General features: G+C 56.6%; 18 protein-coding genes. 13 read left to right on the top strand and 5 right to left on the bottom strand.

Going from position 1 to position 21,880, the window contains the following annotated elements:
* Positions 1–116: 116 nt before the first annotated feature.
* The 4 genes from GOX66_RS15710 (at position 117) to GOX66_RS15695 (ending at position 4,512) form a co-directional block, all read left to right on the top strand.
* Positions 117–1,124, top strand: coding sequence for a helix-turn-helix domain-containing protein (locus tag GOX66_RS15710; RefSeq protein WP_170763680.1), 1,008 nt, complete (start codon positions 117–119; stop codon positions 1,122–1,124).
* A 171-nt stretch (positions 1,125–1,295) separates the two neighbouring features.
* The gene (locus GOX66_RS15705; protein ID WP_170763679.1) at positions 1,296–2,867 is read left to right on the top strand and encodes a DUF4153 domain-containing protein; all 1,572 of its coding nucleotides are present in this window, start codon (positions 1,296–1,298) and stop codon (positions 2,865–2,867) included.
* Entirely contained in the window at positions 2,864–3,541 is a 678-nt protein-coding gene (locus GOX66_RS15700; protein ID WP_170763678.1) for a response regulator transcription factor, read from the top strand. The genes GOX66_RS15705 and GOX66_RS15700 overlap by 4 nt, the downstream gene beginning before the upstream one ends.
* Complete coding sequence (locus tag GOX66_RS15695) at positions 3,538–4,512, top strand: sensor histidine kinase (protein ID WP_170763677.1); 975 nt, start codon at positions 3,538–3,540, stop codon at positions 4,510–4,512. The genes GOX66_RS15700 and GOX66_RS15695 overlap by 4 nt, the downstream gene beginning before the upstream one ends.
* A gap of 6 nt (positions 4,513–4,518) precedes the next feature.
* Here GOX66_RS15695 and GOX66_RS15690 read toward each other — a convergent pair whose 3' ends face one another.
* From GOX66_RS15690 to GOX66_RS15675, 4 genes are all read right to left on the bottom strand, one after another.
* Positions 4,519–4,884: a hypothetical protein gene (locus GOX66_RS15690; RefSeq protein ID WP_170763676.1), complete on the bottom strand. Its 366-nt coding sequence runs from the start codon at positions 4,882–4,884 to the stop codon at positions 4,519–4,521.
* Positions 4,885–5,081: 197 nt separating this feature from the next.
* Complete coding sequence (locus GOX66_RS15685; protein ID WP_170763675.1) at positions 5,082–6,887, bottom strand: BCCT family transporter; 1,806 nt, start codon at positions 6,885–6,887, stop codon at positions 5,082–5,084.
* Positions 6,888–6,989: 102 nt separating this feature from the next.
* Positions 6,990–10,112 carry an efflux RND transporter permease subunit gene (locus GOX66_RS15680; RefSeq protein ID WP_170763674.1) on the bottom strand — a complete coding sequence of 1,041 codons (3,123 nt, stop codon included), beginning with the start codon at positions 10,110–10,112 and terminating at the stop codon, positions 6,990–6,992.
* Between the two features lie 8 nt (positions 10,113–10,120).
* Positions 10,121–11,221, bottom strand: a complete 1,101-nt coding sequence (locus GOX66_RS15675) for an efflux RND transporter periplasmic adaptor subunit (RefSeq protein WP_170763673.1) — start codon at positions 11,219–11,221, stop codon at positions 10,121–10,123.
* A 201-nt stretch (positions 11,222–11,422) separates the two neighbouring features.
* On the opposite strand from GOX66_RS15675, the gene GOX66_RS15670 reads away from it, so the two are divergent.
* The 4 genes from GOX66_RS15670 to sstT all read left to right on the top strand — a co-directional run bounded on the left by GOX66_RS15670 (position 11,423) and on the right by sstT (position 14,490).
* Complete coding sequence (locus GOX66_RS15670) at positions 11,423–11,836, top strand: VOC family protein (protein ID WP_170763672.1); 414 nt, start codon at positions 11,423–11,425, stop codon at positions 11,834–11,836.
* Between the two features lie 44 nt (positions 11,837–11,880).
* Positions 11,881–12,348, top strand: coding sequence for an isochorismatase family protein (locus GOX66_RS15665; protein WP_170763671.1), 468 nt, complete (start codon positions 11,881–11,883; stop codon positions 12,346–12,348).
* Between the two features lie 36 nt (positions 12,349–12,384).
* Positions 12,385–12,912 carry a hypothetical protein gene (locus tag GOX66_RS15660; protein WP_170763670.1) on the top strand — a complete coding sequence of 176 codons (528 nt, stop codon included), beginning with the start codon at positions 12,385–12,387 and terminating at the stop codon, positions 12,910–12,912.
* A 348-nt stretch (positions 12,913–13,260) separates the two neighbouring features.
* On the top strand, positions 13,261–14,490 hold the full coding sequence (sstT, locus tag GOX66_RS15655; RefSeq protein WP_214652673.1) for a serine/threonine transporter SstT: 1,230 nt from the start codon (positions 13,261–13,263) through the stop codon (positions 14,488–14,490).
* Positions 14,491–14,517: 27 nt separating this feature from the next.
* Here sstT and GOX66_RS15650 read toward each other — a convergent pair whose 3' ends face one another.
* Entirely contained in the window at positions 14,518–15,840 is a 1,323-nt protein-coding gene (locus tag GOX66_RS15650; protein WP_237212630.1) for a tetratricopeptide repeat protein, read from the bottom strand.
* 121 nt (positions 15,841–15,961) lie between these two features.
* On the opposite strand from GOX66_RS15650, the gene GOX66_RS15645 reads away from it, so the two are divergent.
* From GOX66_RS15645 to GOX66_RS15625, 5 genes are all read left to right on the top strand, one after another.
* On the top strand, positions 15,962–16,225 hold the full coding sequence (locus GOX66_RS15645; RefSeq protein WP_170763668.1) for a hypothetical protein: 264 nt from the start codon (positions 15,962–15,964) through the stop codon (positions 16,223–16,225).
* A 10-nt stretch (positions 16,226–16,235) separates the two neighbouring features.
* A complete protein-coding gene (locus tag GOX66_RS15640; protein WP_170763667.1) occupies positions 16,236–17,873 on the top strand; it encodes a sulfatase-like hydrolase/transferase in 1,638 nt (545 codons plus the stop codon).
* Positions 17,874–17,979: 106 nt separating this feature from the next.
* The gene (locus tag GOX66_RS15635) at positions 17,980–19,647 is read left to right on the top strand and encodes a sulfatase-like hydrolase/transferase (RefSeq protein WP_170763666.1); all 1,668 of its coding nucleotides are present in this window, start codon (positions 17,980–17,982) and stop codon (positions 19,645–19,647) included.
* Positions 19,648–19,692: 45 nt separating this feature from the next.
* On the top strand, positions 19,693–20,937 hold the full coding sequence (locus GOX66_RS15630) for a DUF3179 domain-containing (seleno)protein (RefSeq protein ID WP_170763665.1): 1,245 nt from the start codon (positions 19,693–19,695) through the stop codon (positions 20,935–20,937).
* Between the two features lie 56 nt (positions 20,938–20,993).
* Entirely contained in the window at positions 20,994–21,746 is a 753-nt protein-coding gene (locus GOX66_RS15625) for a porin family protein (RefSeq protein ID WP_170763664.1), read from the top strand.
* Positions 21,747–21,880: the final 134 nt, after the last annotated feature.

Raw genomic sequence — 21,880 nt, 5'->3', positions numbered from 1 at the left:
GCCGCAGAATAACCACCACTCAAAAACAAAACCCCCCGCCGCTCCAGCGGCGGGGAAAAACCAAAAGAGAGCAATGGCGCGGCTGGTATTGTCCGCACCTTGCAGGTGGAGGAACAATGAAACACTATGTCCTCAGAAACGACCATGCCCATTTGGCCAGAACAGCGCCCTCGACGCCTGAAAGAATACAAAACATTGACGTCATTCTAAGCGATCCGGAAGCCAAAGCTTCGACCGAGATGGTCGTCGAATTTTTCCGCGCTTTGAATGACCTCGTTGAAGACTACACCTACATCGTCAATTTCCGAAAGGTCGCCGAGGACACCGCAGGCGGGCCGTTGTATTGGGCGGGCCGTACAGCGATTTTCTGGGGAGACATCCACAAGAACTGGCAATTCAAGGGACGGGATAAGGCCTGGATCACACAGGTGATGAATTTGTCTTCTCGCTCTATTTTTGTCGGAGGGGCGGTCCTGCTTCTTGCTCAAACGGGGCGGGCAGACGGGGCCATTGCTTCCATTCACCCGAATTTCTCTGCCGCTGCGCAGGAAGTCGGGCTTATCGATTGCGGAACCGGCACACACAAGTCAGTAGATGGTCGAACGCACAGTGCTTCGACGAAGCTAAGTGCGCTGACACTGATGTCAGAGTTCGTTTCTCTGGATCACGGCGAACATTTGGCGGATACATTGCGCAGCTATATCGGGCTGACAGAACCGAAACGAACATGCGCAAGCCAACTCGCAGTTCGCCTCATTCAGCGATCCGGGGCTGATCCAATGGTGCGTCAGGTTATCGACAAGATGCTGGACAACGTTGAGGATCCGCTCAGGATTTCAGATCTGTCGCAGTCACTTGGCACGTCCACACGCCAGCTTCAGCGACGGTTCCTGCACAAAACGGGCGTCAAACTTTTGACGACCTATCGGGAATTGCGCCTGGAACGCGCCCACAGCCTGTTGCGATACACAGACATGCCCCAACTGGAAATATCGACGGCGACGGGCTTTTCTTCAGCCGCAGCACTGGGTCGCGCGTTCCGCGCGCATTACAAAACAACACCCGAAGACGTTCGTAGCCGTCGTTACGCAGGGCACCTATCAGATCAGCATCGCACACATTAGCCAGGTTTCTGCGCGGTAAGTGTGGCAGCAGCGAACACTGACCTGAATTCAGGACAAACCTCGGCCTCGGCAGGTAGGCCTGCAAAATGACCTGCGAGTTTTCTGCACAACTCCTACGGATTAACTGCATTCCACTTGTCCAATCTTGAGAAACTCAAGTTGGAGAAAGTCATGCCTAAAGAACTCGTCATACGTGGATTGCCCCATTCCCTTGCTCGGGATGGCTGGTGGCTTGCAAGTGAAGGCGGCCTTCCCGCCGACCTGACGCCCCCGGTGTCGCGGTCTGGTTCGATCTTGGGAAGTGATAGGAACTATCCCAGACTTATCGGGCTTTTCGCCCTTGTTCTGCTAGGCGATCAGTTGTTTTGGGCGCACAGGCCAGGCCTTTCACTGGCGATATTCGCCTGGAGCATTTTTGCGATCGCCTGCCTGGAAAACCCCATCGGCAGGCGGGTTCTGGCGCCCGCCGGGCTGCTGATGCTGACCACGCTTCCGATACTCGAGCACGTCCAGCTATTGTCGCTGTCATTCCTTGCAGCAGGACTTCTGAGTGCTGTTGCCTTCTTACGTCTGCCCGCTGAGATCAAGGCAGGAGACATTTGGCCATGGTTGGCATCTGCTGTCATCCGCCTCATCGAAACAATTCCGACCGCAGGTGTATGTGAATGCGTTGACCGGATCAGGGCCCTGAAAATCCATATGAAGTCGCAGGGCCGGTCCGGCAGATTCTCTGTCATTTCGTTTGCCCGCGATTGGGCCTTTCCGCTGGGCGGTGTGATGGTGTTAAGTGCCCTGTTAATAAGTGCCAATCCGGTATTGGAACACATGTTGCTGAGGATGTGGCGGATCGATATTGAAGTTTTCACTCTTGTCCGGCGGTTGGCGCTTTGGGTTGGTTTGGCGTTGTTGGTCTGGCCATTTTTGACCGTCCGGGCGCCCGATGCACCTATTGAGATTTCAACGCCCAATTGGGATCTGTCGCGCGTCCTGAACTCCAGGTCGGTTTTCCGGGCTCTGGTTCTGTTCAACTTGCTTCTGGTCCTCCAGTCAGTGATGGACATTTCGATCTTGTTCGGAGGCGCCGCCCTGCCCGAAGGAATGAGCCACGCAACCTATGCACATCGTGGCGCTTATCCCCTGCTGATCACGGCCTTGCTGGCCGGCGCGTTCGCCCTGGCCGCCCGCCCGTTTCTGAAACAGCATCACGCCTTGAAACCCCTGCTGTTGCTGTGGCTGACGCAAAACGTTCTGCTGACACTTTCTGCCGCGTTTCGGCTGAACTTGTATATCGACGCGTTCGGCCTGACATATCTGCGCGTCCATGCACTGATCTGGATGGGATTGGTCGCTGTCGGCCTCGCGATGATAGTCTGGCAAGTATTGCGTGAACATTCGTCTTTCTGGTTGTTGTCGCGAGTTGCGGGAATGGGTGCTGCAACGCTTTATGCCTGCACCTTCATCAATTTTGCAGCGTTGATCGCAACGGATACGCTGTCGCGCGCCGCTGACCCGGAGCGCAAAATCAAGCCGGACTGGGCATATTTGTGCACACTGGGGCACTCGGCGGCCAAAGCCATCGTGACGCAGATTGAGCTTCATCCGATCCCTGACGTTCCCGGGTGGGCTTACGATTGTGTACATCCAGACCCAGCCGCCCTGGACTGGCGTGAATGGGACTTTCGCACCGCACGTGTGAACGGCTATCTTGCTGCGAAATCGATTGCACAAGGCGAGGCGCGATGAAAATCCTGTTGGTTGACGATGACCCCGGCCTGCGCGACCTGGTCGGTTTGGCGCTGGAACGCGCGGGGTTTCAGGTGGTTACGGCCAGCGACGGCCAGATCGCTGTGACTCACGCCGCCCGCGAAGCGCCAGACCTGATCGTTCTGGATATCGGTCTGCCTGAGATGGACGGGTTCGAGGTGTGCCTCCGCATCCGCGCCAGATCCGAAGTGCCAATCCTGTTTCTGACCGCCCGAGACGACGAGATCGACCGGGTACTGGGGTTGGAAATGGGGGCGGATGACTACGTGACCAAGCCCTTCAGCCCCCGCGAACTGGTGGCCCGGGTCAAAGCAATTCTGAAACGTACGGCGGCACCTCGCCCTGCATCGACCTTATCCCACGGACGGATCACGATGGATGCCAGTGCGCACATATGCAAGTTGGACGGAAACACCGTGCCGCTGACGGCAACCGAATTCACATTGCTCGCCACACTGATCGAACGCCCCAGCCACGTACACAGCCGCACCCAGCTGATACAGGCTGTCTGGGGCGTACTTTCGCAAGTGTCCGACAGGACTTTGGACAGCCATCTGCGAAACCTTCGGGCGAAGCTGTCGCAGGCGGGCTGTGCAGGGGTCATTCAAACTGTCCACGGAGTTGGCGTGCGCATTCAGGACTTACCGGCATGAGGCGCAAGTGGCGCCCGGGCCTTGCCTTTGTTCTTGGAGGCGCCCTGTGCGGCACGTTGCTGCTGTCGCTCAGCGGGCTGGTGACGTTTCGTTACCTTGGGCCAGAACTGGGCTATCGCAACGCGGCCATCCTTCTGACGATTGTCATCACGGCGGCTACGGCCGTCTTAGGCTGGCTTCTGGTCCGGCTGCTGCTGCGGCCGATAACTGCGCTTGAGCGGTTCGCCACGCAGGTTGTCAGCCACCCTGCTGATCCGCTGTTACCACCGACCCGTTTCGGCACGCGTGAACTTGGGACGACGGCGCAAAGCGTCATCGACATGGCCGACACCTTGAGAAATCGCGAAACCACCATCCGCAGTTTCTCAGACCATGTCACCCACGAGTTGAAAACTCCGGTTGCGACGCTCAAGGCGGCCACTGAGATGCTAAAGGATGATGCTACGCTGTCGGACGAAAACCAGCATCTGGTCGATCAGATCGCCAACGCGGCAGGCCGGTTGGAACAGCAAATCGAGGCAATGCGTCAGGTAGCCCGGGCACGTGAAGCGCGTCATGAGGGGACGACTACCCTGAACGCAGTGCAGGACAGGTTGCGCCGCGACTTTACCTCATTGGATATTCGGATTGATGGTGGCGAAGTTGAAATCCCGATTGGTCCCAGCGGGCTATTGGTCGTGCTGTGTCAAATGTTCAACAACGCAGGTGAGCATGGCGCGCAGGCAGTGAGGCTGATCGCCGAGAAACGAGAATCGCAAATTATACTGCTGGTGAGCGATGACGGCCGCGGAGTATCGTCCGGCAACGCACCACGGGTGTTCGACCCGTTCTTTACGACGAAACGGGATCGGGGCGGAACTGGTATGGGTTTGGCAATCGCTCGCAATACTCTGCGCGCGCATAGTGCGGATATCTCGTTGGCACCCGTTACCAAGGGAACGACTTTTTCAATCTGCTTCGAGGTTAAATAGGCGACCTCAGTTGCAAGCCGGGTTAACGCTGCTGAACGCGTCGGAAGATGGCGTCAGATGCGCCTCTGATATCTGGATGGGATGAAAGAGCGGCATGTCCTGAACAGATGGGTCGACCTGTATCAAGGTATAACACCCCTCGAAGACCTTGCTCGATCCATCGGACTGATGCGTCCGAATGGCGACAGGCAGTTTTGTCTGCACGGACCCCGCCGCGCCCTCGGATTTTGCCTTGCCCAGCCTTAACTCAACCTTCTCGGTGTTGCTGTACCCGGATTTGAACGCAGCATAGGCAGGCGCTGCGCCGGATTGAAAATAGCTCCAGGCCCGCAGGTATTCGTTGCGGTTGATCGCGCTGTACAACGAATGCACCAAGTCTTCGGGGGGTCGAGCGGTCGTCCAGGTAGACCGGCAAAGCCGCCGGTGCGACCGAGGTGCCGAGTGTAGCAACAATAAGAGTGATCACACGCAGCATGGCTGGAACGTTCCCTTGCAGGTCTCGGCAGTGCACCTTAGCCGCGCAAGATGAAAGTGCTCAGCCACAAGTATCAGGAAATACACAAGCGGGCTTAACGATTGGACGATCTCTCTTCTAAGCTGGACCGCCGCAGGTCGTTTATCATTGCCTTGGCCAGAGAAATACACATCAAAAGCAAAATAAGGCTGAAGGGCAGCGCGCCGATGATCATCGAGTTGGTCAGCGCCTCCAACCCGCCGCCTCCGGCAATCAACAACGTGCCGATCACTAACGTCAGCAGACCGCCCCAAAGAACCCGGTGTCTGGCATCGGTTTTCTCTGCTCCGCCGGACATGATCGTGTTCATCACCAGAATCCCGGAATCCGCCGAAGTTACCAGGAATGTCATCGTCAGAACCACGCACATGACGCTGATGATTGTCAGCAGATTGCCCGAGATCATCTCACTGAGCGTCACAAACAATGTAGCCGTGGTCGAGGCCGCGAGAATGGCGCCGTTGGCATCTCCGTTCAATTCCAGATCAATGGCCGATCCGCCCAGAATTGTCATCCACGCGAAACAGACAAGAGATGGTGCAACGACTGCGCCCAGAATGAACTCTCGCACCGTCCGCCCACGTGAAATGCGTGCCAGAAACAAGCCGACGAAGGGCGAAAAGGCGATCCACCATGCCCAGTAGAAAGTGGTCCAGCCTGATTGCCACTCGAATAGCCGCCCCGGCGTACCGGCATCATAGACCGCGTTTTTGGTGGCGTCTGGCAGTTTCGCTACCTCGTCACTCAACCCGGCCAGAAAACTCTCTTTCGTTCCCCATGCGTTGGTCGCGCCCGGGAATAATTCCGCGACGAAGGGCGCTGCTTCGGGCGGCAGGGCGGATGCAAAATCCGCTTGGGTCATTGGGCTATAGGCCTGAAGGCTCAGCGGGACGAAGTTGAGGATATAGTCCAGCAACGCCTGCCCATATGTCGTCAGGGCAAAGACGAATGAGCCGAAGACGATAAACACCAACAGCAGGATCAGCGACAGGATCAGATTGAGGTTCGAAAGATATTTCACCCCCCGTCCCACGCCCGAGACAGCGGACAGGGTCGACATCAACATCACCAGCACCAGCGCCACGATCAGCCCGGCAGTCGAGGGTTTCATTACACCATCCATTAACCACTGTGCACCCGTGATCAGAAAGGCTCCGTCGACAAGTTGCGATACGCCATAACCAATCGTGACCGACACCCCGAGGATCGTGGCGACGACGCCCAGAATGTCGATCACATGCCCGGCGAAACCGTTGGAATGCTCTCCCAACAAGGGTGTCAGCGCGGTTCGGATCGTCAGCGGCATGTCACGGGTATAGGCGTAATAGGCCAGGCTCAGCCCCGTCACGACATAGATTGCCCAGGCGTGAAATCCTGTGTGCAGAAAGGTATAGCGGTATGCGCCCTTAATCGCCTCTTCGCTTTTCTGGGCAACTTCGCCGGACACGGTCAGCGGATTGGTCTCCCACAGGCCCAGCGGTTCAGCTGTGGCGTATACCATCAGGCCAACGCCCAACCCGGCGCCAAACATCATCGAAAACCAGGAGAAGTTCGAAAACTCGGGCCTTTCGTCATCGGATCCCAGCCGCATTCGCCCAGTCGCGGGAATGATGGCGATTACGATCAGAAAAAAGGCAAACAGCGCTACGGAAATGTCGTAGAAAACGTTGAATTCGCTCAGCAGCCCGGATTTCCAGGACCGCAACGTATCATTCGCAGTCAGTGGCCAGATCAGCGCCCAAAGGACCAGAAACGACACTGCTATTTTGCTGATCAGAGCAATTGGCAGGCTGTAGCCTTTGTAGAACCCGCTCGACTGCCGTTCGATTTTTAGGTCGGTAAAGGGGTCTTGAAGCGACATATGCTCTGGCCCACCTCCGTTCCGTTGCGATTTCCGCAAAGTTCAGCATCCGGGAAACATCATGGAACTGCAACATTTTTTGGCTTAGAAGCTTTCCGCCTGTCAGCTTTCTGCTTGCCTTAGACCAACCAGCCATTCCCGGGCCGTTTGGAATGCCGCGTAAAGCACCGGGATCATCAGCAGCCCCAATGTGCTATCGAGGATCATGCCGAACAGGACCGGGTAACCGACGGACACCCGCGCCGCCGCCCCTGCCCCGCTGGACAGAACCAATGGCATGACGCCGACGATGAAACACAGACCTGTCATCGTAACCGGTCGGAACCGGATTTCCGCCGCCTTCAGGGCCGCATCGCGGATACTGGCCCCGTTTCCGCGCTGTTGATTGGCAAACTCGACCACCATGATCGCCTTTTTCGCAGCGAGCCCGATCAGCAGGACCATCCCGACCTGCGCAAAGATGTTGCTTGTCAGGAAAGGCACCAACGCCAGAGGAATCAGCGCGCCCAACAGCGCAAACACAGCGGATGTTATGATGGACAGCGGTAGGATCCAGCTTTCATACAGCACCACGAGAAACAGATAGGCCAACAAGACGGCCGAGAGAATGATGTAGGGAACAAGGCCCTGCGCTTTCACTTCTTGCCGGGTGACGCCGGACCAGTCGATCCGAAACCCGTTGGGCAGGGTCTTATCGGCAATCGCCTGCATCGCGGTAATGCCATCGCCAGAACTGACACCATCCGCAAGCTGGGCGCTGACCGAGGCTGCCATGAACAGGTTGTAGCGAGGGATCGTATCCGGGGCGAGAACCGGCGCGTTGCTTACGAAATTGTGCAGAGGCAGCGCGTTTCCTGTGCTGTTTTTGACATAGATATTGTCGATGTCGTCCAGGGTCTGGCGGTACTTGGCATCCGCTGAAATCACGACCCAATAAACCTTCTCATTCAGGAAAAAATTGTCCACGAAATACGAACTCAGATTGGCCCGCAGCGCGGTGAAGATATCGGCCACGCTGACGCCCAGCGTCTCGGCCCGGTCGCGATCGACCGACAATTGGTATTGCGGGCTTTGGGCCGAGAATTCTCCGTGCGCGTGCGCGAATTCCGGAGCGGCGTTCAGCGAAGTGACAAACGCGTTCATCACTGCATCCAGCTGCGATCCGTCGCCTTTTCCCAAGTCCAGTAATTCGGCTGAAATACCCCCCGTTGAGCCGAGCCCGTGAATTGTTGGAAAGGGGAACACATAGGTTTCCGCTTCGGGCAATGCGGCCAGTTGCTGGTCCAGGTTGTGCATGATGGCGAACCACTGCAATTCCGGGCTTCGGCGCTGATCCCAAGGTGTCAATGTGACGATGGCCATACCTACGTTTGAGCGCCCTCCGGCCAGCATACTATGACCCGACACGGTAGTTACCGACTCCACTCCCGACGACTTTTCGATCAATGCACCTGCCTTGGACATAAATGCCTGTGTACGCTGGAGCGAGGCGCCGTCGGGAAGTTCCATCGACGCCATCAGCACACCGTTGTCTTCCTGTGGGATCAGACCGGTCGGGACGGTTCGGAACAGGTACACCGTCGCTCCGACCGCGAAAGCAAACACCAGCAGTGACACCGCCATGTAGCGCAGCATAAGAGACACAAGGCGCAAGTATTGCCGCCGCAACCCTAAAACCACGGCCGGAACTATTGCCAGTGGCCCGACAGGCTTGCTGTCAGCTTTCAGCATCATCGCGCACAGCACCGGAGCCAGAGTCAACGCATTCACCGCGGACAGGACAAAAGCAAAAATAATGGTCAGTGCGAACTGAAAATAGATCGTTCCGGTCACTCCGGGAAAGAAACAGACCGCAACAAAAACGGCCGCCAGAACAAAGGTTGTCGCAATGATCGGGCGGTTAACCTGAGACATTGCTTTCAGCGTCGCTTCGCGCGGTTCCAACCCCTCGTCCCGAAGGATACGCTCGGCGTTTTCAATGATGATGATCGCATCATCCACCACCAGCGTGATAGCCAGAACCAGGGCGAACAACGTGATCATGTTGGCGCTGAAACCAATGGCATAGATCAACGCCACAGCCCCAAGCAAAGACACCGGAATGGCGATGGCGGGCACGATTGTGGCGCGCAGGCTGGCCAGAAACAGGAAGGTCACGCCAATCACCAGCCCAGCTGTCAGAGCCAGCGTGGTCAGGATGTCCCGGATCGAAACGCGGACAGCATCGGTGACGTCATAGGTGATCTCATAAGACACACCCGCGGGGAACTTCTTCGACAACTCCTGCATCAGCGCGCGCAGGTTGTCGGAAATATCAAGCGCGTTGGCCGCGCTTTCCTGATAGACCGCGATAGTCGCGGAATCCTTGCCGTTCAGCTTGGTCGAACCGGAATAGGTTGCCGAGCCCAATTCGATCCGCGCGACGTCCTCAAGCCGGGTGACCGAGCCGCTGGGGTCGGAGGCAACAATGATGCGCCCGAATTCCTCGGCATCACGCAGCAACCCCTCGGCCCGCAGTTTGAACTGAAAATCGGTCTGTGCCGCCCCAAAGGGTGGCGCGCCGACCTGACCCGCTGCGACGATAACGTTCTGGTCTTTGATTGCGTCAGCAATTTCGGCGGCGGTGATGTTCAACGCCGCCATGCGCACCGGGTTGATCCAGACCCGCATGCTGTATTCCAACTGACCGAACTGGCGGACTGTCCCCACCCCCGGCAACCTTTGCAGCGGATCATGCAGGAAATCGGCGCCAAAATTGCTGAGATACAACTCATCCCGCGATCCGTCGGGCGAGGTCAGGTTCAGGACCACAATCATGTTGCCCGACCGCTTGGTTACCTCGATCCCCTGCTGCAACACGACCGAGGGCAATTCGGCACTGGCCAGCGCGATGCGGTTCTGCACCTCAACGGCGGCCACGTCCGGATCGGTTCCCAACTCAAAAGAAACATTCAGCGTATAAGAACCGTCATTCGAGCTTTTCGAGGACATCGACAACATGCCGGGAATGCCGTTCACACGCTCTTCGATCGGGGTAGCGACGGACTCCAGAATTACCTGAGCGTCTGCGCCCGGATACTTCGCATCGACGTAGATTTGCGGAGGCGTGATATGGGGATATTCGGTGATCGGGATCAGGCGCACGCAGACCGCACCGAACAGAGCCATCAGGATCGCTATGACAGCGGCGAAATGCGGCCGATTGATGAAATAGCGCGCAATCAAACCAGCCCCTAACCCTGACTGTCGACCGCTTTCACGACCAATCCATCATGTATTTTCTGCAAGCCCTGAACCACCACGCGGTCGCCTTCGGCCAGCCCCGATATCACTTGCGTACGGGTTGCGTTCTGATTGCCTATCTCGATGTTTCGCCGGTGAACCGAACTTTTGTCATCGACTGAGAACACAAAATACCCCTGATTGTCGAACTGCACGGCGTTGCGCGGCACGGTCAGCACTTTGGAGTCTTCTGATCCGGACAAGGCTACGGTCACGAACTGGCCCGGAATCAGCACACCGTCCGGGTTGGCGAAACTGGCGCGCAGCTCGATGGTATCGGTGTCCTGGTTGACGCTGTCATCGACAAAAATAACCTTGCCCGGAGTCGGATATGCCCCTCCGTCGGCCAGAGTAATATCTGTGGTCAACTTGGTATCACCTTGCGTGATCCGGCCCTTGCGACGCTCGCGCAATAAAACCGGTTCACTGACATAAAAGCTGACCAGTATCGGATCTACGCTGGTGACCGTTGCCAGAACGCCCGTGTCGGAATTCACGAGGTTTCCGGCATCAACTGCAGACAACCCGATCCGACCGTCGATGGGGCTGGTGATTTCCGTGTAGTCCAGATCTATCTGCGCTATTTTCAAAGCGGCCTGCGCCTCGTCCACGTCGGCCTGACCTTCGGCGTATGTGGCCACTGCCGTATCCAGAACAGCCTGAGGGATATCGCCCTTGTCAAACAGGGCCTGCTGCCGATCCAGCGCGGCCTTGTCGCTTTGCGCACTGGCCTGCGCGCTTTTCAGCGCCGCTTGCGCGCTTTCCACGCCAGCCGCATATTTTCTTTCTTCGATCCTGAAAAGGACGTCACCTTTGGCCACGGTTCCGCCTTCGGAAAAGTTTACCTCTTCAAGAATTCCCTCGACACGGGCCTGCAAATCGACGCTTTGGTCCGCCACGACCCGACCGACAAACTGATCCTGTTTCTGCAGATCCTCGAGTGAGGCCGTTGCGACAGTCACACTGGGAGGCGGTGCGTCGGACTGAGCCAAAATCGGACCCGTCGGAAACACTGCGGTCATAGTGCAAACAAACAGAAAAGCGCGTTTCATCCGACACTCAATAGTTTGTGATCACTTCACTATCCCCGCATCACCACAATGGCGCAACGGTTTTCTAAATCGCACCAACCGGACCGGAATTAGCTTCTTGCTGCTGTATCAACAGTTTGGGCGCCCCGACCCGCAGGACTTGCCTGCGTCCCGTTCTTACGATTTGCTGCCCACATACGCCAACCAATTCACCGGGCCTTCATGAAACTTGAATTCCATCACATCAATTTTGTGTCCAATGACGTCGAGCGTCTGCATCGGTTTTACACACAAGTCCTCGGGCTCGACGATATCCCGATCGAGAATTTCCCAAGACCAGAGGCGACCGACGACACAGGCTATGGCGGCAAAATCCGGTTCGCGACGGACGGGGCGATGCAGATGCATCTGGCCGAGAAAAACCTGAATGTTGCATTCAAACATGGTGAGACCATCAACCCGGTCGAGCGCGGCCATATCGCGTTCCGGACGGACGATATCGAAGCCTTCAAAAAGTTGTTGGATGAACACGGAGTTCCTTATTCAGATTATGGCACGGCCTTTGCGAAAGAGTGGCATCAACTGTTTTTCCACGATCCCGAAGGTAATATCATCGAATTTCATCAGGCCGTTTGAGCCATACCGGACGTGACCGGTGCCGGGAGAAAAGGGGAAGCACTTTGAAAAAGGCTGTGTTGGTTGTTGATGTTCAAGCCAGCTTTGATCCCCCGCAATGGCTGGTGGATCAATGTCAGATGCTGGCCTCTGGATTTCTTTCTGCCGCCACCGTTGAGCGTCACGATGAACAGAAGGTGCCGTTTTTTCGCCAGCTCGGATGGAAACCCGGATCAGTCGACAACAGCCTGGTGAGGGCAGACCGTGAATTCATCAAGTACGGGTACGGGCCACCCCCTGAAGTGATCGACTTCTTTCAGGATTGGGAAATCGACCGCGTGCTTGTATGCGGTATTCAAGCCGACACATGTGTTCTGGCAGCTGGCTTTGCCCTGTTTGACGCTGGTCTGCAGCCGACACTGGTCGCCGATACGGTTGTGGGATCTTCGCTGGATCGCAGCGGAAAACTCGGCGTCAACTTGTGGCGTCATCACTTTGGGCAGGTGATCGAGAAACACTCGGACATTCTTTGACAGTGTAAGCCGTTTTCGGACAGGAGGGCTGAACCCATGTTGACCACAATTCGAGTTTTGGGACGTGCCGCCGGTTTAGCTATGGTGTCGGGTCTGTTTTTTCAGACAGCATATGCAGAAAGCTTTTCGCTGACCGGTCAATACGAAGGGCGATACGCCTGTGACAGCACCACGGCAGGCGTTCCATCCAGCTGGTCAGACCCCATGAGCGCCGGGATCGTTCAAGAGGGTGACCGTATTTCCATCGACCTGCGCTACACTGACAAACAAGAGCTTGGGGCGGAGTACTCGCTCTACTCAGGCTCGGTCGCCCTGACCCCCGAAGGCTCTCTGGTCAGCGGATATTTCGAAGCATGCGATGGAACTTTCCCGTCGAAAGAACTCGCCCGGTTCTTTCCGGCGTCGACCACAGCCTCGCCGTTCAGCCTGTCGATCACGAGCGTCTGGGCTTCGGATCAGGTGCCAAATCTGCCGGGCCTGACAGTTCAGACCTGTATGTGGAGCCTGACGCGCGTGTCCACGGATATGCCAAAGATACGGTCTTGCGACGCGGACACACAGTAGCCAGTCCTCCGATTTTTCCAGTTTCAAAAAACAAATTTTGAGATTTCTTTAAAAAATTTTCTGGCTCACCATCATCGCCGCAGAAAAAAGCCTTAGCTTCCCAGGTGAAAAAATTTCCGTTATATTGACGCCCATTAGCGTCAAATTGGAATTTTCATGCCCGCCCGAAGCGCATTTTCACAATGGCGGGCTGGCGGGTTTTACGGGTGGCCTCTTCTAATTCAGGGTCATCGGAAAGGTTAAAATCGTATCCGTAACGCCCATATAGCCGCCAATCTGTCAATTATCACCGTGCCTTGACGGGTGTTCCATGCATCTGCAAGGCCCACAACAAACAGGATGGTCCCGATGAGTTTCATTCTAAAAGGTAGCCTGGTTACACAGATCATCGTCGGCCTTATCGCCGGTGTCCTACTCGCCGCCGTTTGGCCCCAGGCAGGCATGACCGTGGGTTTGCTTGGCGATTTCTTTGTTGATGCGCTTAAGGCGGTGGCGCCGGTGCTGGTGCTGATCCTGGTCTGCGCTGCGATTACCAACCACAAGAAGGACAGCGAAGCCCGAATGGGCCCGGTGGTACTTCTGTACATCGTCGGCACATTTGCGGCTGCACTGGTTGCGGTGGCGGCAAGCTTCATGTTTCCGGTCACGCTGCAACTGACCGGAACACCGGAAATCATGAACGCCCCCGACGGACTGGGAGAGGTTGTAAAGAACATCCTGCTGAAGGTCGTGGACAATCCGGTGAACGCCCTCGCGCAGGCCAACTATATCGGCATTCTCGCCTGGGCCATTGGGCTTGGGCTGGTTTTCCGTCACGCCAGCGACACAACCAGAACCTTTATGCAGGATCTGGACAACGGGATCACGAAAATCGTGGCGGCCATCATCCGCGTCGCACCCATCGGTATTTTCGGCATCGTTGCCTCAACCATTGCAGAAACCGGATTTGGCACGCTTGTCAGCTACGCGAACCTGCTGGTGCTGCTGATCGGTTGCATGGCGTTCATGGCGCTGGTCGTTAACCCGCTGATCGTGTTTCTGCGCATTCGGCAAAACCCCTATCCGCTGGTGTTCACATGCCTGCGGGAATCCGGTATCACCGCATTCTTCATGCGCAGCTCGGCCGCCAACATTCCGGTCAACATGGAGTTGTGCCGGCGCATGAACCTGGATGAAGAGACCTATTCGGTCACCATCCCAATCGGTGCCACGATCAACATGGCTGGTGCGGCTATTACTATCACAGTTATGACGCTGGCGACCGTGCATACCATGGGTGTCGAGGTTGATTTCCTCTCGGCCCTGTTCTTAAGCATCATCGCAGCGGTCGCTGCCACTGGGGCGTCGGGTGTCGCAGGCGGGTCACTGCTACTGATCCCAATGGCCGCCAGTCTGTTCGGGATCGACAACGCGACGGCCATGCAGGTGGTCAGCATTGGATTCATCATCGGCGTTCTGCAGGATTCCGCGGAAACAGGGTTGAATTCGTCCACGGACGTGCTGTTCACCGCTGCAGGATCGTACAAACAAGGTGATCCCTATCCGCACAAACTCCCCATGGAAGAGGTCGCCGCTTAGGCGGCCTCGCTGAGCCAGTTCAATCATTCACTGATCGTTTCGAGCCTCGCTGCCGGTCCATCCTGCGGCACGCATCGCAGCGATCAGTTGCTGAACCGGCTCAGGATCGGCAAAAACCCTGTGCTTGATAGCCTCCAGAGGGAATTTCGGCCAGGTTTTCGCATAAACCTCGGCCAGTTTGCGCGCCTCGGACTGCTCACCATTGTTCCAATGTGCTGCCATCAGGTATGCCGTCGAAATCGGCCCGAATGGGCCGCCGCTTGCAATTGTGTCTTCGTAAGTCTGAATGGCAGCGCCGAAATCGCCGGTGTGAAAATACGCCGCCCCCAGCGCATTGCCCGCAACCAACCCACCGCTATCCTCTGCCAGCGCCCGGTAACGTTCCGCATGCGAAATGACGCGATCAAAGTCAGAGGTGTAAAGCGAGATCAAAGCGTCAAATTCAGCGATATGCGGATCGTCCGGAGCCAAATTTGTCGCCCGGTCAGACAGGTTTTTTGCACTGCCGTAGTTGCCGACACCGAATTCGAACCAGGCGCGGGCGGACAATGCCCATGGGGCGTCCGGGGCCAATTCCAACGCGTAGGCGCTGTTGTCATCAGATGCCTTGAACAATTCATCTGTGACGGGCTGACCGAACTGAAGCACGGCAAGCATGGTTTCCACCTGAGCCGCACCCGCAAAACCGCAGAAATACAGCGGGTCCCGCTCGATCGCCGTTTCAAAGACCAGCAGAGCCGGACGAAGACGCGCAAGATCAACAACCGGGAAAATCAGATCACGTCCTGCGCTGCACAGATTCATGGCCTCGACGCGCGTTGGTGACACATCGTAAAAAGTAGATTGATCACGGTCCGGCGACGTCGTCTTTGCGCCCCCAAAAATTGATATCGTAAGAAAACCGGCAATCCCAAGCACGGCGGCAACCGCGACACCGCCTACCAGAAGCGAGCCGTGCTTTCGCTGATTGCCGTGACCTTCGCCCGGTTTGAATTCAGGCGCATAGCTGCCAACCGGCAGCGATATGACCAATGTGTCCGACGCGCCCTCGCCCCCGTAATATGCTTTCAGCTTGCGCCGCACACGCCCGGCATCGACGCGCACAACCCCCTCGCGTCTGGATAGGTCATTGGCGTCATAGCCATAAACATCCATGGCAATTGTTTTTGCCCGGATCTCGTCAATGTGGCCTGACAGCGCTTGATTCACGACATAGGACAGGAACGACTGCATCCGAGCCGAGCCTTTGAATTCTTTCGACGCCAGAACCTTTTCCAGCGCTGCCTGGATTTGTTCCGGTGCGATCGCGCGCGCACCCTGTTGCGGTTCATCGTTGGCCAGGGCGGTCAAGAACTATCCCTTCAAGGTAAGGACTTGGCGGCATGTTGCTACGGTAGCATGCGGTGTTTTACGTTCAAGACATATTCTTATGCTGGCATGCTTGGGCGGCGAATCCGATGGAAGCCCGCCAATGTCAGATGACGACTTCTTTGCAGAGCAATTTCCCGGCACAGCTCAACGGCTGCGGGAGTTGCGCGCCTGCGACGAAGAGTTCGATCAAATTTGCGCTGACTACCAAGAGGTGTTTGCGGAAATGGCCGAAGGCTCAAAGACGGCGACGGTATCACAAACCCGATACCTCGCGGATTTGGCCGAAAGTCTCTCGGATTTGCGAAACAGTATTGAAATGCAGCTGGTTGCAACTGCCCCCTCCGCAGCCCGCGATAGTGAGTGAAAGGTTCGACATGCGACTCCAGCACATTCTGCCACTTCTGTTTCTTGGCACCGGCCCGGCACTCGGCCAGGACAACCCAATCATTCATGACGGCGAATTCCAATACTTGCGTGCCCAGTTCGGTGAAGTTTGGGACACGCAGGATGTCGAGATTGATGCCAGACTGGCTGAAATCCGGGACGCCAACGGTGGTCAGCCCCCCAACTTTCTGTACATCCTGATTGACGACGTCAGCTTTGGTCAGATGGGCGACCGCAAGATGAATTACGTCATGGGGATCGAGACACCGAACATCAACCATCTGGCCACTGAGGGCCTGTCTCTGATGCGGATGTACACCGAACCTTCTTGCACGCCTACACGCACCGCGATGCTGACGGGCCGCCATCCGGTGCGCGCCGGGGTTGAAGAGGTCAAGGTGGCGCTGGTTGGCGAGGGCCTTCCGGCCAGTGAAGTAACCCTGCCAGAAATTTTGAAACAGGTCGGGTACAACACCGCGCATATCGGCAAATGGCATCAAGGCGATATCGAACAATCCTATCCGCATAATCAGGGCTTTGACTGGGCCGCCTTCCCGCTGCACCAGCAAGTCCAGCTGAGCCTCATGATCCCCGAGGCGATGCAGGCCAATAATATGCTCGGCTATGTTCCAGAGGGGCAGAATAATCAGTTCCTTCTGGACGAGCGTTTCAAGCCATACGGTCTGGTTACAGGCGTCGAAGCCGCAGCCGGTGGTTTGGCGCGCGAAGTCGACATAGCCGCGGGCGAGGAGTGGACACAGGCCAAATATGAAGAAATGAATCTGCGCTATCAGCAACAGGCGTTGGAACAACTGCAGCGTGTCGCGGCCGAAGATGCTCCGTTCTTCCTACAATACTGGCCGCTCTACCCGCTGAATTTTGTCTATCCGGATCAGGCGATTTCGCGCAATGGCGGGTTTCACGCGGACAAGCTGCAGCTGCTGGATGGCTGGATCGGCGATCTGTTGGCCAAACTGGAAGAAACCGGAAAAGCAGACAACACGATTGTCGTGCTGATGGCCGACAATGGCCTGATGTACCATTACGAAGGCACCTCTGGCCTCAATCAACTGATTTACCGTGGTGGCAAGACGCAGCACCTAGAGGGCGGTGTACGCACCGATGCTTTCATACGCTGGCCCAATGTGATCGAGGCCAACAGCGCCGCAGGCGACATCTTTCACGTATCAGACATATTCACAACGATGGCACGGATCGCAGGGGCGACCGATTACATCCCGCGAGACCGTGTGATCGACGGCATCGACCAGACGGCGCTATTGCTGAACGGCGAGGGCAATGGGCGACGCGACTATGTCTATGTGTACGAAGGACCGGTGCTGCGGTCGGTGGTCAAACAAGAGTTCAAAATGCATCTGCCCGCGCCCGGCCAACCCGGTGCCGCTGCACCCACGTACAACATCTATCGCGATCCGCGCGAAGAACACCCACTGGTCGGGTATTCGTTATGGGCCGGTGCATCCTTTCAGGACATGGTCAAGCGTCACCAGAAAATGATCGCCAAATACCCGCACTCCGAGATCGGCAGAGGGCAGCCCTATGAAGGCATCGAAAACCTGCGCCCGGAAACGGAACTGACGCGCGATGTTTTCATGAGCTGGCAATAAATCAGCGCCGTAGAAATTTCCGCAGAAACATTTTAATGTTTCAATGTGATACGATTTTCGCGTTTTCAGTCGCAGATCGCATCACCAATAAAAGGGGGAGAACGGAATGAAACTGACAAAGGTGATCGTTCTGTCGACAGGCCTTGCTGTCTCATCGGCGGATGCGCAGGAAAACCCAATTCAACACGACGCAGAGTTTTATATCCTGCAGGCGCAACTTGCCGAGCAATGGGCGCAGGATGATGTAGCCGTTGACGAAGCACTGGCCGCATTTCGGGAAAACAACGGGGGAAACCCTCCGAATATCGTCAGTGTTTTGATCGACGACATGGGCTTTGGCGACATGGGCATACCCGAGCTCAATGCCGTACGGGGATATGAGACGCCGAACATCAACGACTTCTCGGATCAGGCCATGAGGATGGTACGAATGTACACCGAACCCTCCTGCACTCCGACCCGCGTGGCGCAGATGACCGGGCGTTTGCCCGTGCGGATGGGCATGGGTGATACGACTGTGGATATTGCCGGGTTTGGCCTGCCGGAGGACGAGGTAACGCTGGCCGAAGTTTTGAAACAGGCGGGTTATGCCACCAGCCATGTCGGCAAATGGCATATGGGAGATATCGCCGAAAGCTGGGCCATGAACCAGGGCTTTGACTACGCCCAACACGCCATTCACCAGCAGGGTCAGCTGACCATTTTCAATGACGACGCGATCAAAGAGCAAGTTTCGGTCGCGATCCGGGATTATGATGATAAATACACGCTGGACGGCTGGTTCAGGCCGGATGCCGCTGCAATGATGACGGTCATCGAAGGCGAAGCCGGCGGTCCGATCCGTGAGATTCGGATGGAGACCGGTGAACGCTGGAACGCTGCCAAATATGACGAAATGAACCAGGCGTTTCAGGACAGGACCCTGGCCGAGCTTGAACGTCTTGCCGACGGCGAGCAACCGTTCTTCCTGCAATACTGGCCGATGATCCCATTGGACAACACCCGCGCCGGGCGGGAGGGGCCGGAAAGCGCCAATGGCGGCCTTTACGTAGACAAGATGCAGCTGCTGGATCAGTGGCTGGGCGATCTGTTTGCGCGAATGGATGAGCTCGGACTGGCGGACAACACTGTGGTCGTTGTCATGGGCGACAACGGTCATTTCACCAAATACGCGCCGCAATCGGGCTTTACTCCGCTAATCTACGCCGGTGGCAAAGGCGACACGACCGAGGGCGGTGTGCGCGTGGACGCGTTTATCCGCTGGCCGGGAATGATTGAGGCGGACGGGTTGCTCAACAGCATCATTCATGTCTCTGATCTTTACACCACGTTGTCCCGCTTTGCCGGTGCCCATCAGCATATCCCGCGGGACCGGTTGGTGGACGGAGTTGACCAGTCAGCTGCGCTGCTGTTCGCCGATGAATCCAAGGCGCGCCGCGATCACGTCATCATCTATTCGGTCGCCAAACCCGAAGCGATCGTGAAGGACCAGCTCAAGCTCAAATTGCCGGGACCCGGTGAAAACGCGATCGTCGCCGAATTCTTCGATCTCTATCGGGACACGCGCGAGCAATACTCGGTATCGACCGAGGTTGGCGCATGGGGCGGTCAGGAATTCGTACGAATTCTAGGGCGGCATTTGGCGCGGAAAGAGAAGTATCCTGATACAACGCCTGCCTACGGCGTGCCTTACGAGGGGATCGAAAACATCCGCCCCGAAACGCAACAGGCGGTTGAGGCGTTTCTGACCAAGCGCGCATCGCCACAACAATAACCGTAACTGCTCGCAGTATCCGAATTCAGACACCAGGAGGCCCAAATGGCAGGGAACATACTTTTCGCTCTTGGCTTGATCGTCTCGCTCGGCATCGGCTTTGTATACTTCCGGGATCTGGGCGACGTTTCACAAATGCTGCTGAAAGTAAAACGCGAGAACATGGTGCGTTTTATCCGGCACGAATACCGTCTGATCGCCATCGGGTTGGGTGGGTTTCTAATCGCGACGCTGGCGCATTTCCTGCTCGGCGGAGGTCCGTTCTGGGTGTGGGTCATCGCGACGTTGCTGACCGTTCTGCTTTATGGGTTTCCCTATGTCTGGGTGCATTTGGGGCTGCGAAACCAACTTAACGATGCAGCGTTCTTTCCTATCAGTGAGGCCAGAAAGTACGTCGGCCCTACGGCGCCGGTCATTGTGATTGAAAACGACGGTCACGCGCGCGCGCACCCGGATGCGCAGATCATGCGGCCGCATCTGGCGGGCGACACGAACGGGCTGGGTGGGGAAGACATCGTCATGACCTACTGCGCGATGGCGAACCTTGGGCAGGGATACGCCCCGCGCATCGAAGGCAAGCGGCTGGACCTTGAGGTTCTGGCCCAGCACGGAAACAACCTGATCCTGCGCGACAACGAGACCGGAGAGCCGATCCAACACATTTACGGATTTCGCGAGGCCGACCGCGACCCCAATGCCGACGGTCCCGCCTGTCCCCTGCGCCCCGAGGCGCAGATGAAGCCCTGGCCGACCTACCGCATGACGTTTCGCGGGTTTCAGAAGGCTTTTCCGGAGGGCGAGGTTTTTCTGAACAAACCTTCCTCAAACCCCTTGCTCCGGCTGCTGGACATGGCGACCGAGATCACCTTTGGCTGGGGGATCGGCCGCCAGCATCAGGAAGACGCACCGGTGATGGACAACATGGACCGGTCAGATGATCGGCTGCCCAACAAGACCTATGTCTGGGGGATCACCATCGGCAAAGATGCCGCCTGCTGGACGGATGATTTCGTTATTGAAAACGACTGGATCGTCAACGCCACCGTCGGTGGGCGCGATGTCGTCGTCAGTCTGGACCCGAAATACGAAAGCCTTGGCGTCTGGTACAACGACAGCGGCACGCCTGTTACGCGCTGCGATTTCTGGGGCATGTCGGATCAGGGCAAGTTGCAAAGGGTCGAGACCCTGCGCGCGGGCGTATTCTGGCACGTCTGGGCCGAGTTCTTTCCAGAGACAGACATCAATCGCATCGGGACCGGTGCCGAGAAAACCGATGACGTGGCCGCATGAACGAACCAATGGTTAACGATAAAGTTTAAAATTATTCGATCCTAGGGAGGGACAGAATGGGTTGGAAACGGCAATTGAAATGCACAGCGTTCGGTGTGGCTCTCCTCGCATCTGCGGCGACGACGGCTGCAGCTCAGCAGTCGGATTGGTCTTATGAGGCCTCTATTTACCTGTTCATGCCCGAGACCGAGACAAGCTTTGACACACCCAGAGGAACAGTGGACGGCACCCTCAGCTTTTCGGATGCTTTAGAAAATCTGGACTTCGCATTCATGGGCGCAATTGCCGCCACGAACGGGCGTTGGAGTGTACTGGCCGATTATAATTATACAAACCTGTCCTTCAGCAATGCCGCCCCCGGACCTGCCAACGCGGATTTGGACGTATCGGTAAAGACCCAGTTTCTGACGGCAGCATTGGGATACCGTGTGCGACAGGATTCTTCGGTTGCAGTGGATCTGACAGGTGGTTTCAGATGGTACAGCACCGAAACTGAATTCACCCTGACACCGGGGACAATGCCTGGTCGCACCAACACAGCAGATGACAGTTGGTTCGATCCGATCGTCGGTGCAAGAGCGCGGTTCACGTTAGCTGATAGATGGACCGGCACAGCCTATGTGGACTACGGCGGATTCCGTAGCGGCAGCCAGACCTGGCAAGTTCTGCTAACGGCAGACTACATTATCAACGACAGATGGATGTTGCGCGGCGGATACCGATACATCTCGTTTGATCACGAGATTAACGGCAGTGATTACAAGTTCACTCAGTCCGGGCCGATGTTTGGCGCCACATATCGGTTTTAGCTTGGATTTCGATAACCGTTTTATCTTCGACCAGATTTGCGTCGATGATAATCGACATTGCGGGGAAGTGCTTTCCAAAATCCTCGTGGATTGCAGCCCCAACCTGGACCTATTTGGCAGGATATGCGCTTTTG

The sequence above is a fragment of the Ruegeria lacuscaerulensis genome (genome assembly GCF_013031245.1).
In the GTDB taxonomy this organism is placed as follows: domain Bacteria; phylum Pseudomonadota; class Alphaproteobacteria; order Rhodobacterales; family Rhodobacteraceae; genus Ruegeria; species Ruegeria lacuscaerulensis_C.
The sequence above is the reverse complement of the archived record's forward strand: the minus strand, read 5'-3'. Positions and strand labels throughout refer to the sequence as shown.